Raw genomic sequence first — 13,658 nt, forward strand, 5'->3', positions numbered from 1 at the left:
CTTCGGGCTACGCCCTCACGCCACTCCCCCCGGCATGTAACACCGTGGCCTGGTTTTACGCCGCCGAATGGCCGACTTTTGCTCCGCCGTTGACACCTCGCGCCGCTCGTCTTCGCCGATGGCCGGCTGGCATCCTATGTGTCGTTCGAGGTGCAGCTCGAAGTGCCGACCGATCAGCGCGAAGCCGTCCAGCTTCGTCTGCCGGTGCTGCTGAACGCCATCAACATGCGCACCTTCCGCACGCCGATGGCGAGCGGGCCCGACGGCATGATCCCCAGCCTTGGCGCCTTCCGCAATGTGGTGCTCGACGCCGCTGCCGAAGCCTATGGCAGGGATGTCGTGCGGCGGGCAGTGGTCACGCAGGCTTCTCCGGTCTAAGGGCGATGGATCGGGGAAGGAAAATGGCGCTGATGTCGCACGATAATAGCGGGCTTGCAGACGATCCGTGGATGCCGGCCAAGGCCGCGCCGCTGCTGACGCCGCGTGCGCCACGGACGATGACGCTGCTGCTGATCGGCCGAATCATCAGCGATCGGGTCGATGCGCTCTGCTGCATCCGCAATATTTCGGCGGGCGGCCTCAAGGCCGAGGTCCGCGCCGATTTCGCGATGGGTGAAGCGATCCGCGTCGAATTTCGCAATGGCGACATCATCTCGGGCACGGTGCGCTGGATGGATCGCCGCGCGATCGGCGTCCAGTTCGATGAGCCGATCAATGTTGGCCAGCTGCTCTCCGAATCCTCCACCGTGCGCCGGCCGAGCGCATTGCCCGTGCCGCGCGCGCCGCGTATGCCGGTCAATTGCCATGCCGAGGTGCGGATCGACGGCCAGGCCCATCGCGTCGGGCTGGTCGATCTGTCGCAGGGCGGCGCCAAGTTCGTCACCAAGGCGAAGCTCGCCAAGGACGACATCGTCACGCTGGCGGTTGCCGGGCTCGATCCGGTGCGCGGCGTCGTGCGCTGGATCCGGGGCGACAAGATCGGCGTCGCCTTCCTGGAATCGATCGCCTTCGCGGCGCTCGCCGAATGGCTCAACGATCCCGCCCGCCGCTACGCCGCCGCGCTGGAGGGGTAGGACGCCCCGCCGGTCCGGCAGCCCGGCAGCCCCGGCACAACGACACAAAAAGAGGGGCGCGACGGAAGCTATATCCGTCGCGCCCCTCTTTTTGTGTCAGGCGGCCGCTACGATCAGCCCGGCCCGCCGAAGCTTTTGACCAGCGATCCGGCGATCAGCGCCCAGCCGTCGACCAGCACGAAGAAGATGATCTTCATCGGCAGCGATATGGTCGCGGGGGGCAGCATCATCATGCCCATCGCCATCAGCACGGCGGCGACGGCAAGGTCGATGATCAGGAAAGGCAGCAGCAGCAGGAAGCCGATTTCGAATGCGCGGCGCAGTTCGGAAATCATGAAGGCGGGCATCAGCGTCGTCATCGGCAGTTCGGCGCGCGGGGTCGGCTTCTTGTTCGAAAGCTCGACGAACAGGCGCACATCCTCGTCGCGGACATGCTTGAGCATGAAGCTGTGGAACGGCTTGGACGTCCGCTCGAACGCCTGCGCCTCGGTAATGCGGCCTTCATTATAGGGCTTCACGCCCTGGTTCCACGCGGCGTCGAAGGTGGGGCCCATCACGAAGAAGGAGAGGAACAAGGCAAGGCTGATGATCACCGGATTGGGCGGCACGCCGGGCGCGCCGATGCCGGTGCGCAGCAGCGACAGGGCGACGACGATGCGGGTGAAGCTCGTCACCGTCATCAGGATGCCGGGGGCGAGGCTGAGCACGGTCAGCATCATCACCAGCTGGATGGCGCGCCCCGAGATCGATCCTTCGCCCAGATTGGCGGACACGCTCTGCGCCATCGCCACTTCGGGCAGCGCCATCAGCAGCGTGATCGCGGCCAGGCCGAACAGTTTACGCATCGGCCTTGTCCTCGTTCTTGTCCTTGTGCGGTGTGGGGGCGGGCACGGCGGCGGGCGGCGCCGCGATCCCGGCCTCGATCATCAGCAGCCCCTCGGGCGCGATCATCACCAGATGTTCCTTGTCGTCGCGGCGGATCAGCGCCACCGAACGCCGCGCGTCGATCGACAGGCGTTCGACCAGTTCGATGCGGCGCGGGCCGGCCGTGCCGATCAGGCCGCCGATCAGATGGCCCGGCAGCTTGAGTTCGTAGCGGCGCACCGCCCATAGCGCGCCCGCGAGCAGGCCGAGCACGATGCCCAGCGCGCCCAGCGTGCGCAGGATGGCGAGAAAATCCATCTCAGCGGGCCCGCTGGACGACTTCGGTGATCTCCAGCGACATATGCTCGCCTTCGACGAGCACCTTGCCCTTGGCGACCAGCTGGTTGTTCACGAACACCAGCGTCGGATCATTATGCCCGCAATCGAGCGGGATCATCGCGCCGCGGCCCATTTTCAGCACCTGGCGGATCGGCAGGCTGGTCGAACCCAGCACGATCGACAGGTCGACCGGTATTCCCTCGAGGACTGACATGCGTGTCTCCTTTCGAGAAAGTTATAGGATTAATTTTCCGGGAACCGTCCGAGCTAGGCAAAAAATGCCTATAAGGAAAAAGCCGGGGCCAACCGGCGGGAGGGACATATGGATCTCAAGTCATCGATCGGGGTTTCGGCATCCGGTCTGCGCGCCCAATCGCTGCGGATGCGCGTGATCGCCGAAAATCTCGCCAACTCGGATTCCGTCGCCCGCACGGCCGGCGGCGATCCTTACCGGCGCCGCGTCGCGACCTTCAAGGCGGAGGTCGATCGCGCCACCGGGGCCACCAATGTCACGGTGAAATCGATCACCGGCGACAAGAGCGATTTCCAGCGCGTCTATCAGCCGGGCAATCCGGCCGCCAACGCGCAGGGCTATGTGCTGCGGCCCAACGTCAACGGGCTGGTCGAATCCGCCGACATGAAGGCGGCGCAGCGATCCTATGAAGCCAATCTCAACGCCATCGAATCCGCGCGCAACCTGACGATGCGGACGATCGACCTGATCAAATAAAGGAACCCACCATGTCCATCGGAGCACTCGACGCCGCGGCCGCTTATGGCCGCGCGGTCAACGCCGCTTTGCCCAAATCGATCGAAACGGATGCCGCCGCCGGTGGCGCCGCGCAGCCCGCATCGGGCGGTTTTGGCGGCATGATCGAAAACCTGATCACCGAAGCCGCCGGATCGTTGCGCACCGCCGAGGCGGAAAGCGCCAAGCAGGTTGCCGGCAAGGGCGATCTGATCGACGTCGTTACCGCCATCGGCGCCGCCGAAACCGCGCTCGACACGGTGGTCGCCGTCCGCGATCGCGTGGTCAGCGCCTATTCCGAAATCATGCGGATGCAGATCTGACGACGCTTCCCACCGCCCCCAGGCCCGGTTTCGGCACGCAACACAGGCAATCAACATGGATTCCTTCCAGGCAATGGAACTGGCCAAGGCCGGCCTGCTGCTGACGCTTACCATCGTCGGGCCGATGCTGATCGCCTCGCTGATCGTGGGTGTCGCCATCGGCCTGTTTCAGGCGCTGACCCAGATTCAGGAAATGACGCTCACCTTCGTGCCGAAAATCCTGGTGATGGGGCTGGTGCTGCTGCTTTCGCTGCCGATGATCGGCGGCGCGCTGTCCGCCTTCATGGCGCGGATTGCCGACGTCATCGTCCATGGCTGAGCGATGATCAGCGGGCTCCCCTTCGACGCGACGGCCTTCCTGATCCTGTTCGCGCGGGTCGGGGCGGTGCTGATGCTGCTGCCGGTCTTTTCGGAGGATGCGATCCCCGGCCGGATCCGGCTGATGCTCGGCCTGGGCTTCACCGCCGGGCTGTTCGGCCTGCTCGACGGGCAGGTGACGCCGGTCATGCAGTCCGATCGCGCGCTGCCGGGGATCATCATTTCGGAACTGCTCGTCGGCCTCGCCATGGGCATGATCGTCCGCATCCTGTTCGCGGCGGCGGCGATGGCCGGATCGATGGTCAGCCTGCAGGTCGGCCTGTCGTCGGCGCTGATCTTCGATGCCTCGATGGGCGGGCAGTCGCCATTGCTCGCCCGCTTCGTCAGCGTCGCGGCGGCGGTGATGTGCCTGGCGATGGGCGTCCATCATCTGTGGATCGCGTCGATCGTCCAATCCTATACCGTCTTTCCGGTCGGTGGCCTGCCACCGGGCGAAGATTTCGCGCGGCTGGCCGTCACCGTCACGGGCCAGGCGATGGCGTTGGCATTGAGCCTCGCGGCGCCGCTGATCGTCTATGGCATCCTGTTCAACGTCGCGCTGGGGCTGGCGGCGCGGATGGCGCCCGCGATCCAGGTCTTCTTCATCACCCAGCCGCTCAACATCCTGCTCGGCCTCGCTTTGTTCGCGGTCGTGCTGGGCACGGCGCTCACCACCTTCGCCAACGCGATGGCGACCTTCATGCAGAATGGCTGGAGCCTCTAGGCCATGGCGGATACCGATCAGGATCAGAAGACCGAGGAACCGACCCAGAAGCGCCTCGACGACGCACGGGCCAAGGGCGATGTGTTTTCCGCGCCGGAAATGCGCCACGCGGCGATGTTCATCGCGGTCATCGTGGTCGCCGGCGGGCTTGGCGCCTGGACGCTCGCCCGGCTTGGCACGATGTTCGTGCGGCTGTGGGGCAATGCCGATGATTTCTCGCTGGAGCCGGCAGGCGCCCAGAATCTGATCGGGGGCGTGATGGCGCACACGGCGCTGGCCATCGCGCCCTTGGCGGGGCTGCTGTTCGGCGCTGCCTTCCTCACGCTGTTCCTGCAGGGGCGGCCCAGCTTCGCCTGGTCGCGGGTCGGCTTCAAATGGTCCAAGCTTTCGCCGCTGGCCGGGTTCAAGCGGCTGCTGGGCAAGCGCGCGCTGGTCGAATTCGCCAAGACGCTCGCCAAGTTCGGCGTGATCGTCACCGTCGCGCTGCTCGTCGCCTGGCCCAAGGCGGTCGCGCTCGACCAGCTGATCGGCGCCGGCCCCGGCGCGATCGGCCAGGCCACCGGCGAAATCGTCTATCGCATGGTCAAGACGGTCGCGATCCTCGTCTGCCTGATCGCCGCCGCCGATTTCGTCTATCAGCGCCGCGCCTGGCTGAAGAAGATGCGGATGAGCCTTCAGGAGCTGAAGGACGAGATCAAGCAGTCCGACGGCGATCCCAAGATCAAGGCCAAGATCCGCCAGATCCGCATGCAGCGGTCGCGCAAGCGGATGATGGCCGCCGTGCCCACCGCCAGCGTGATCGTCACCAACCCGACCCATTATGCCGTCGCGCTCAAATATGATCATGGCGCGATGGCGGCGCCGGTGGTGGTGGCCAAGGGCGTCGACGCACTCGCGCTCAAGATCCGCGAGATCGCGGGCAACGCCAAGGTGCCGATCGTCGAAAGCCCGCCGCTGGCCCGGGCGCTCTATGCGGCGGTCGAGGTCGATCATCCGATCCCGGTCGAACATTATGCCGCCGTCGCCGAAATCATCGGCTACGTCATGCGCCTCGCGCGGCGGATCGCCTGATGGCGCCCGTTAAAATCCTCGCCGCGCCGCCGGTCCGGCTGCAGCTTCATCCTATAAGGATTATGATGCGAACCTTATCCAGCTTCACGGCGCGGGGCGCCCTTGTCGCCACGGCGGCGATGTTCGGGCTCGGGCTCGGCCTCGCTTGCCCGGCCGCTGCGGCACCGCGGATCAAGGACATCGTCGATGTCGAAAATGTCCGTGGCAACCAGCTCGTCGGTTATGGCCTCGTCGTCGGCCTGCCCGGCACGGGCGATCGCATCCGCAACGTCCCCTTCACCGAGGAGACGATGCAGGCGATGCTCGAACGGATGGGCGTCAATATCCGTGGCACCCAGATGCGCACGCAGAATGTCGCGGCCGTTTCGGTCACGGCGACGATGCCGCCTTTCGCGCGCGCCGGTTCCAAGATCGACGTCCAGGTTTCCGCGCTGGGCGATGCCACCAGCCTGCAGGGCGGCACGCTGATCGCGTCGTCGCTGCGCGCGCTTGATGGTGAAATCTATGCGGTCGCGCAGGGGCCGGTCGCGGTGTCGGGATTCAAGGCGCAGGGCCAGGCGGCCAGCATCAGCCGGGGGGTTTCCACCTCGGCGCGGATCGCCGGCGGCGGGATCATCGAACGCGAAGTGCCTTATGCGCTGAAATCCGCCACCAGCCTCAAACTCGCGCTCAAGAATCCCGATTTCACCACCGCCCACCGCATCGCCGATGCGATCAACGGCCGGGTGCCCGGCGCGGCCGAGGTGCTCGATCCCTCGACGGTCGAACTGGGCGGGCAGGGCGGCTATGCCGGCTCGCTGGTCGAACTGGTCGCGCGGATCGAAAATCTGCCGGTCGAGGTGGACACGCCGGCGCGGATCGTCATCAACGAGGCGGCGGGCACCGTCGTCATGGGCGCGGATGTGCGCGTCAGCCCGGTGGCGATCGCGCAGGGCGGCCTCACCATCAGCGTTTCCGAAACCCCGGTCGCGTCGCAGCCGGAGCCATTCTCCAAGGGCGGCGAAACCGTGGTGCTGCCGCGCACCAGCATCGACGTCGACGATGGTTCGGGCCGGTCGCTGGCGGTGCTCGACGGCGGCACATCGCTGCGCACGCTGGTTTCGGGGCTCAACGCGCTCGGCGTCAGCCCGCGCGATCTGATCACCATTCTTCAGGCATTGAAGGGCGCAGGCGCGCTCCAGGCCGACATCGAGGTGCAGTGACATGGCTGATATTTCCTCCGCCGCGATGCTGCCCCCGGCCGGGCCGCAACTGCCCAAGCCGCGCGCCGATGCCGCGGCCACCGCGCGCGAGTTCGAAGCGGTGTTCGTCGGCCAGATCACCAAGATGATGATGGAAATGGTGGAAACCGGCGACGAGTTTTCCGGCGGCCATGGCGAACAGATGTTTCGCGGCGTGCTCGCCGAACAGATGGGCAACGAAATCGCGAAGCGCGGCGGCATCGGCCTTGCGCCCGCGGTGATGGATCAGATCCTCAAGATGCAGGGAGGTTCGGCCGATGGCCGCTAATGCGATTGACGTCATGGCCTCGCTCACGCTGATCATGAACGAGGAAACCGAACGCCTGCGCTCGCGCGAACGGGGCCGTGATCTGGCGGAACTCGCGGCGGCCAAGGTGCGGCTGGTCGGCGTTCTCGAAACCGAACTGGCCCGTCTGGAGCGCGAGGCACCGGGCTGGGCCAACGCGCTGGATGAAGCGGGGCGTGAGGAACTGAGCAACGCGCTGGTGGCGCTGGGCGAAGCATCGGCCACCAATGCGCTGATCCTTGAACGGCAGATCGATCTTTCGGTCGAGATGATGGGCGCGGTCAGCGCCGAGGCCCGCCGCCTCGCCAATCGCCGCGCCGCGACCTACAGCGCGCGGGGCGATCTCGCCAATGCCGATCTCACGGCGCCGATCTCGGTCAATTCGGAATATTGATCGGCGCGGCTTACTCGAAGATCGCGGCGATCACCGTGGCAACGTCGGCGGGATCGATCTCGTCGATCGCGATCTCGCGGTCGGGATGCTCGCTATAACCGATCATCCGGCCGTCGCGGCCGAATGTGACCATCAACAGGCGCAGCCCCTCAGGTTCCTGCACCACGCCGATGCCGCCCGACGAAGGGAAGCGATCGGGGTCGACGATCACGGTCGCGCCGCCGGGCAGGCCGGGGCCCAGGCTCGGCCGGCAGACCCGCAGGCCATAAGCGCGCGGGCCGGCATTGCGCGGTGCTTCCACCGTGATGCCGATCGGCGTCCGTGCGATCAGGCCATCGCCCAGCGGCGTGCCGAACACCGGCACCAGCCGCACGGTTGCCATGTCGGCGGCGTGGACGGCGGGGCCGTCCGCCGGCGCGGCGGCAGGCATGGCCGCCGCTTCGCTCCGCCGGGGCGGTGGCGATTTACTCGCGTGCCGGGGCCGGGTGGCCAGCGCCTCGCGCAGTGCCGCGATCCGCGCGCGCGATTTGGCGATGCGCAGGTCGGGGTGGGCGATCTGGTCGACATGGCGGGCAAGCGCGCCGGTGGCATGGGCGTTGGCGACAGCCTTGCGCAGCGTCGCGACATTGCCGACCTGGAAGATGCGGCACAGCGCCGCCAGCGTATCCTCGTTCCAGCGGTCGATCGTTTTATAGGCATTTTCCAGCCGCGACAGGATCACGGGCGCGATCCCATATTCATTTTCCAGCGTCGCTATGGAAAGCCGGGGATCATCCTCGCGCTCGGCGCGCAACGCCGCCGCGAGCAGGACGGCGAAGGCGTCCTCTTCCGCGTCATAAGTGGCGGGATCGTGGATGTCGGCCGCCCATGCGGCGATATCGAATTCCGGGTCGTCGATGTCGATCAGCAGGTCGACGGGCCTGATTTTCAATGCCTTGGCGATGGCAACGAGTTCGGCCGGTTTGGCGAACACCTCGCCACGTTCGATCTTGGACAGGCGGATATAGGGAATGTCGGGAACGATCTGGGCCAGCCCCAACAGCTTGGGAAAGCCCGCGCGCTTGCGTTCCTGGCGAAGATGGTTGGGAAACACGATCGCCCGATGGCGATCAATAACCGGCAATGACGCTGAAAAATTCTGTGATGCGCTGCGCGCCTTCTGTCGCGCCGCAGCTGCTTTTCCTGCCGGTTGATTCCTCTTCATCGGGGGAAGCTCGATCGACACATTCTATATGTCATATACTCGACAGGCACTCTTCTTGCGCCCGACGATATGGCATCGGTGACGCCGTGACGTCAATAATAAGCGCATAGATTCGAGTGTTAAATGCTTTGCCGATCGGGTGATGGTTTCGTCATCACGGCAAGGTCAGCCTGGGATTGTAACGATCTTTTGCTTGATGCTTGGCTGACAGCGTTGGACAAATGTTAACGAATGGCGCCGCTACAAGCCTTCGCCGCCCACCCAATGGGCGTTGGACAGGCGCCGTGCGACCGACCAGGTTTGCACCCGAATATCCGGCACGGCGACGATCTCCCAGAATGTGCCACGGGTCATCGGGCCGAGCGCGAGCAGCCGGGGATTGGGCTTGCCGCCGGCGCCGATGGTTTCGGCCTGCTGGTTGACATGGATGCCCAGCCGCAGAGGATCGGGCACGATCAGCCCGCGCGCCATCAACGCCCGCAGCAGGGGTTCGTCGGTGCGCAGCAGATCGCCCTGCGGTCCGCTGCAATTGATCACCCGCCGCACGATCATCGTTTCGATCGCATCGCGGCCGCGCGGCCGCCATTGCACCCGCACGCCCTTGCCCGCCGCCGCGAAGGCGGAAAGCTTGCCCGCCGTCACCGTCAGTTGCCCCCGCGCCTGCAGCGCCGCCAGCCGTGCGGCGACGGCGGGGGCAAGCCGGTGGCGATGGATATCCCAATAAGGCCGCAAATGGCGCAGGAACCGGCCGCGTTCCTCGGGCGGGGCGGCCAGCCATATATCCTGCGTGAACGGGCGCAATTCGTCCACGGCGGCGCGCCAGCCGATCTTGTCCGCGCGCTCGCGGACGAGGCGCAGCAGCGCCGTGGCGCTCAGCGGCGGCCGATCGGACAGGCGCGGGCCGGGATGCGGGGCGGCGGCATGGGCGTGGGGCTGCAGCCCGCGCCGCGACATCGCGATGATCCGCCCGCGAAAACCGCGCGCTTCCAGCAGCAAGGCGACGTCGACCATGGTGAGGCCGCTGCCGATGACCAGCACGACATCCTCGTCGCGCAACCCCCGGGCGATGTCGCCAGCCCAGGGATCGGCGGCATAAAGATCGCTGTCGAGCGCGGCTTCGGCCAGCCCGGCGGGCTCATGCGGCGGCAGGTTGCCGGGGGCCAGGATCACCGTTTCCGCGGCGATGCGGCTGCCGTCGGCCAGATGCACCGAGGCGCCAGCCGCGTCGAAGGCGACGTCCACGGCTTCGCCCGGCTGGATGGCCAGCCGGTCCGGGGCCGATCGCGCGGCGGCGGCCAGCAACTCGCCCAGATAGTCGCCATAGATGATGCGCGGCGCGAAGCCTTCGGCCAGTTCGGGGTGGCGATCGGCCAGCCAGCGCGCGAAATGATCGGGATCGTCGGGCAGTGCGCTCATGTTCGCGGCGCGCACGTTCAGCAGATGATCGGGATGCGCGGCGGAATAGGCCACGCCGCGTGCCAGATGGTCGCGCCGCTCGATCAGTGTGGCCGACGGACCTTCGTGGCGCAGCAGGTTGATCGCCTGCAACGCGCCCGAAAAGCCGGCGCCGATGATCGCGACATGGTGGATGGGCCGCAGCCCTCCGGTCAAAGCCATGGCCCCGTCCTAAACGGTGCGGGGCCGGGAATAAACCGGGCGGCGGCTGGTCAGTCTTCCCCGGCCGCCGCCTTGTTCGCTGCCGCCATGGATCGCGCGTCGAGCCCGCCCAGGCTGTTCGCGGCGATCATGTCGTTCTGCGCATGGGCGAAATGGTGCATGTGGAAATGCGCGTCGGTGGCCGCCCGCTTGCCGCGCAGATCCTCGACATGGTTCAGCGCCTGCTTGGTCAGCCAGTTGCCAAGGCGCGATCGCGTGGCCAGTTCGTCGGCGATGGCCTTCACATCGGCGTCGAGCGTGGCGCGGGTCGAAAGCCGGTTCACCATGCCGAACTGATAGGCGCGTTCCGCCGGCATGCGATCGCCGAGCAGGATGAACTCCTTGGCGATGCGTGGCGGCAGTTCGAAGCCGTGGGCGAAATATTCCACGCCTGGAATGCCCATGCGGCCCACCGGATCCTGGAAGAAAGCGTCGTCGGTGGCGACGATGATGTCGCACACCCAGGCCAGCATCAGCCCGCCCGCGATGCACGCGCCCTGCACGGCCGCGATCGTCGGCTTGGGGATGTCGCGCCAGCGGCGGCACATGCCGATATAGACCTCATGCTCGCGCGTGTAGAGGAACTCGGCCGCCGGCTTGTTGATGTGATCGGGGACAAGGTGGACGCGATCCCAGCTCTTGGTCACGTCGCGGCCCGGCGTGCCGATGTCGTGGCCGGCGGAAAAATGCTTGCCTTCGCCCTTCAGCACGATCGCGCGGATCACATCATCGTCGGTCGCCCGGCGGAAGGCGGCGTCCAGCGCATAGGTCATCTGGCTGTTCTGCGCATTGTTGAAGCGCGGCCGGTTCATGATGATGGTGGCGACGGCGCCGTCCGTCTCGTAACGCACCGGTTCATCGGTTTCGTAGGCGATCTCCGCCGTCTTGGGTTCAACCAGATCGTCCATGCCGTCCTCGTTCTGACTATGCGTATGCCACGTACGGAATGTTGCCACTTATCGTCATAATGTCCGGCATGCAGCATCGAAATGCGTAGTCGATCGTCGAATGGAGGCTTATGCTCCTCGCGAATGAGGAGGATGTCCATGCTCGACAAGGCGAAACTTGCCCATACCGATCTGACCGTCAGCCAGCTTTGCTACGGCACCAACATGTTCGGCACCGCGATCCAGCAGGATGCCGCGGATGCGATTCTCGATCGCTTCGTCGCGCTCGGTGGCAACTTTCTCGATAGCGCGCGCAGCTATGGCGACTGGATTCCCGATGCGCCCAAGGGCGCCAGCGAACGCACGATCGGCGATTGGCTGAAGCGTCGCGGCCGCGACGGCATGGTCATCGCCACCAAGGGGTGCATGGTCGATCTGCGCGTGGGCGACTGGCGCAACCGCGTCACGCCCGAGGATCTGGCGAGCGACCTTGGCGAAAGCCTCGATCATCTCGGCATCGCGACGATCGATCTCTACTGGCTCCATGCCGACAACCCCGAAGCGCCGGTGCAGACGATCATCGACGCGCTGATCGGCCACCAGAAGGCCGGCCGCATCCGCTATTTCGGCGCGTCCAACTGGTCGCCCGAACGGATCGCCGAAGCGCAGGCCTGTGCCCGCTCGATCGGCCATCAGGGCTTCGTCGCCGTCCAGCCTTATTGGGGCCTCGCCAAGCCCAATCCCGAAGGCCAGGCCGCGCAGGGCTATGGCCAATATTATGAAGACGGCTTCGCTGCGGTTCATGGCGATCTCACCATGATCCCCTATTCCAGCCAGAGCCGTGGTTTCTTCGCCAAGATCGAGGCTGCGGGCGAGGATGGCCTGCGTGGTGATCTGAAGCAGATGTATCTGAGCGACACCAACCGTGCTCGCCTGGCCGCCGCGCAGGCGCTGGCCAAGCAGCACGGCGTCAGCACCAACGACATCGCGCTCGCCTATCTCGTCAACCAGCCGCTGCCGACATTGCCGATCGTCGGCGCAAGCTCGCCCGCGCAGATCGAGGAGGCGGTTGCCGCGACCCGGATCAAGCTGAGCGCGGCGGAACTGAAGGCGCTCGACGTAACGGCCTGACATTGAGTGGTCATCCCCGCCATCGTGAGAATGGCGGGGTGAGGGCGCGTTTACTCCGCCAATATCTCCGGCCCGATGGCGCTGACCGTGGTCACCCCGGTCAGCGCCATCGCCACCCGCATTTCGGCTTCGATCAGTTGCAGCAGATGGGTGACCCCGGCCTCGCCGCCGCCGCCCAGCGCATAGGCCCAGGCGCGGCCGAGCATCACGCCCTTGGCGCCGAGCGCCAGCATCCGCACCACATCCAGCCCCGATCGCACGCCGCTATCGGCCAGCACGGTCAGCCGGTCGCCCACCGCATCGGCGATCGGCGGCAGCGCCCGCGCGGTGGACAGGACACCATCGAGCTGGCGGCCGCCATGGTTGGAGACGACGATCCCGTCGGCGCCGAAATCCGCCGCCGCGCGGGCGTCGTCAGGGTCGAGAATGCCTTTCAGGATCAACGGCCCGTCCCAATTTTCGCGAACGAAATCGAGATCCTTCCAGGTGACCGTCGGATCGAAATTGCTGCCCACCCAGCCGAAGAAATCCTCCAGCCCCGATTTTTCACCGAGCACGGGCGCGACATTGCCAAGCTGGTGCGGACGGCCGCGCACGCCGACGTCCCACGCCCAGCGCGGCCGCATCGCCGCCTGGCCGAAGCGGCGCAGGCTGCCCAGCGGCCCCGGCGCGCCGGCCAGGCCGGAACGGAAGTCGCGATAGCGGGTGCCCGCCACGGGCATGTCGAGCGTGAAGACCAGCGCGTTGCAGCCCGCCGCGCGCGCCTGATCCAGCAGCACGCGCATGAAACCGCGATCGCGGATCATATAGAGCTGGAACCAGATCGGCCGCGCGCTCGCCTTCGCCACTTCGGCGATCGGGCAGACCGATACGGTGGAAAGGGTGAAGGGCACACCGGCCGCCGCCGCCGCGCGCGCCGCCAGTGCCTCGCCCCGCCGGCCATACATGCCGGATAGCCCCACCGGCGCCAGCATCACCGGCATGGCCAGCGGCTGGCCGAACAATTCGGTGGAGAGCGAAATCGCCGACACGTCCGCCATCACGCGCTGGCGTAGCGCGATCGCTTCCAGATCGGCGGTGTTGCGCCGCAGGGTCGCCTCGGCATAGCTGCCGCCATCGATATATTCGAACAGGAAATGGGGCAGCCGCGCCTTGGCGAGCGCGCGATAGTCGAGCGCGGATGCGGCCTTCATGCATATCCTCCCGATTGGTCGCCAAACCCTAAGCGGGGGCAGGGCGGCGGGCAACCGCCGTGCCGGGCCTAGCGCTACTTTGGCAGAAGTGTGATTTTTGGGATTCCCAAGGAGAGATTTCCCTGATTCATGGGGAGCCAGCTTGACGGAGGCTGGCGATGGACGAG

General features: G+C 66.3%; 18 protein-coding genes. 11 read left to right on the forward strand and 7 right to left on the reverse strand.

The features are described 5' to 3' along the window. The first annotated feature begins 138 nt into the window (after positions 1–138). The gene (locus CHB74_RS20620) at positions 139–378 is read left to right on the forward strand and encodes a hypothetical protein (protein ID WP_342746625.1); all 240 of its coding nucleotides are present in this window, start codon (positions 139–141) and stop codon (positions 376–378) included. A gap of 23 nt (positions 379–401) precedes the next feature. Further along, positions 402–1,073, forward strand: coding sequence for a PilZ domain-containing protein (locus CHB74_RS20625; RefSeq protein WP_089221373.1), 672 nt, complete (start codon positions 402–404; stop codon positions 1,071–1,073). 113 nt (positions 1,074–1,186) lie between these two features. On the opposite strand, the gene fliP is transcribed toward CHB74_RS20625, so the two are convergent. From fliP to CHB74_RS20640, 3 genes are read right to left on the reverse strand one after another with little or no spacing between them, the layout of a single operon-like run. Continuing rightward, positions 1,187–1,918 (reverse strand): flagellar type III secretion system pore protein FliP, encoded by a 732-nt coding sequence (gene fliP / locus CHB74_RS20630; protein ID WP_089221374.1) that lies wholly within the window; start codon positions 1,916–1,918, stop codon positions 1,187–1,189. After that, positions 1,911–2,255, reverse strand: coding sequence for a FliO/MopB family protein (locus tag CHB74_RS20635; protein ID WP_089221375.1), 345 nt, complete (start codon positions 2,253–2,255; stop codon positions 1,911–1,913). The genes fliP and CHB74_RS20635 overlap by 8 nt, the downstream gene beginning before the upstream one ends. A gap of 1 nt (position 2,256) precedes the next feature. Continuing rightward, positions 2,257–2,490, reverse strand: a complete 234-nt coding sequence (locus CHB74_RS20640) for a FliM/FliN family flagellar motor switch protein (protein WP_089221376.1) — start codon at positions 2,488–2,490, stop codon at positions 2,257–2,259. Between the two features lie 108 nt (positions 2,491–2,598). On the opposite strand from CHB74_RS20640, the gene flgC reads away from it, so the two are divergent. The 8 genes from flgC (at position 2,599) to CHB74_RS20680 (ending at position 7,420) form a co-directional block, all read left to right on the forward strand. Further along, positions 2,599–3,006 carry a flagellar basal body rod protein FlgC gene (gene flgC, locus CHB74_RS20645; RefSeq protein ID WP_089221377.1) on the forward strand — a complete coding sequence of 136 codons (408 nt, stop codon included), beginning with the start codon at positions 2,599–2,601 and terminating at the stop codon, positions 3,004–3,006. A gap of 11 nt (positions 3,007–3,017) precedes the next feature. Then, positions 3,018–3,347, forward strand: a complete 330-nt coding sequence (gene fliE, locus CHB74_RS20650; protein WP_089221378.1) for a flagellar hook-basal body complex protein FliE — start codon at positions 3,018–3,020, stop codon at positions 3,345–3,347. Positions 3,348–3,402: 55 nt separating this feature from the next. Beyond that, complete coding sequence (locus CHB74_RS20655) at positions 3,403–3,666, forward strand: flagellar biosynthetic protein FliQ (protein ID WP_089221379.1); 264 nt, start codon at positions 3,403–3,405, stop codon at positions 3,664–3,666. Between the two features lie 6 nt (positions 3,667–3,672). Beyond that, entirely contained in the window at positions 3,673–4,428 is a 756-nt protein-coding gene (gene fliR / locus CHB74_RS20660; protein WP_089221387.1) for a flagellar biosynthetic protein FliR, read from the forward strand. Between the two features lie 3 nt (positions 4,429–4,431). Continuing rightward, on the forward strand, positions 4,432–5,499 hold the full coding sequence (flhB, locus tag CHB74_RS20665; RefSeq protein WP_089221380.1) for a flagellar biosynthesis protein FlhB: 1,068 nt from the start codon (positions 4,432–4,434) through the stop codon (positions 5,497–5,499). Between the two features lie 119 nt (positions 5,500–5,618). Beyond that, a complete protein-coding gene (locus tag CHB74_RS20670) occupies positions 5,619–6,701 on the forward strand; it encodes a flagellar basal body P-ring protein FlgI (protein ID WP_245843123.1) in 1,083 nt (360 codons plus the stop codon). A gap of 1 nt (position 6,702) precedes the next feature. Then, a complete protein-coding gene (locus CHB74_RS20675; protein ID WP_089221381.1) occupies positions 6,703–7,008 on the forward strand; it encodes a rod-binding protein in 306 nt (101 codons plus the stop codon). Further along, positions 6,998–7,420, forward strand: coding sequence for a flagellar biosynthesis protein FlgN (locus CHB74_RS20680; RefSeq protein ID WP_089221382.1), 423 nt, complete (start codon positions 6,998–7,000; stop codon positions 7,418–7,420). Before CHB74_RS20675 ends, CHB74_RS20680 begins: the two co-directional genes overlap by 11 nt. A gap of 10 nt (positions 7,421–7,430) precedes the next feature. On the opposite strand, the gene CHB74_RS20685 is transcribed toward CHB74_RS20680, so the two are convergent. From CHB74_RS20685 to CHB74_RS20695, 3 genes are all read right to left on the reverse strand, one after another. After that, positions 7,431–8,513 (reverse strand): helix-turn-helix domain-containing protein, encoded by a 1,083-nt coding sequence (locus CHB74_RS20685; protein ID WP_245843121.1) that lies wholly within the window; start codon positions 8,511–8,513, stop codon positions 7,431–7,433. Between the two features lie 351 nt (positions 8,514–8,864). After that, positions 8,865–10,241: an FAD/NAD(P)-binding protein gene (locus CHB74_RS20690; protein WP_089221384.1), complete on the reverse strand. Its 1,377-nt coding sequence runs from the start codon at positions 10,239–10,241 to the stop codon at positions 8,865–8,867. Positions 10,242–10,291: 50 nt separating this feature from the next. Continuing rightward, a complete protein-coding gene (locus CHB74_RS20695; RefSeq protein WP_089221385.1) occupies positions 10,292–11,188 on the reverse strand; it encodes an enoyl-CoA hydratase in 897 nt (298 codons plus the stop codon). 138 nt (positions 11,189–11,326) lie between these two features. Here CHB74_RS20695 and CHB74_RS20700 point away from each other — a divergent pair, with 138 nt between their 5' ends. Continuing rightward, a complete protein-coding gene (locus tag CHB74_RS20700; RefSeq protein ID WP_089221389.1) occupies positions 11,327–12,298 on the forward strand; it encodes an aldo/keto reductase in 972 nt (323 codons plus the stop codon). Positions 12,299–12,348: 50 nt separating this feature from the next. Here CHB74_RS20700 and lldD read toward each other — a convergent pair whose 3' ends face one another. Continuing rightward, positions 12,349–13,491 (reverse strand): FMN-dependent L-lactate dehydrogenase LldD, encoded by a 1,143-nt coding sequence (gene lldD / locus CHB74_RS20705; protein WP_089221386.1) that lies wholly within the window; start codon positions 13,489–13,491, stop codon positions 12,349–12,351. Between the last annotated feature and the right edge of the window lie 167 nt (positions 13,492–13,658).

The organism is Edaphosphingomonas laterariae (genome assembly GCF_900188165.1).
Taxonomy (GTDB): Bacteria; Pseudomonadota; Alphaproteobacteria; order Sphingomonadales; family Sphingomonadaceae; genus Sphingomonas_E; species Sphingomonas_E laterariae.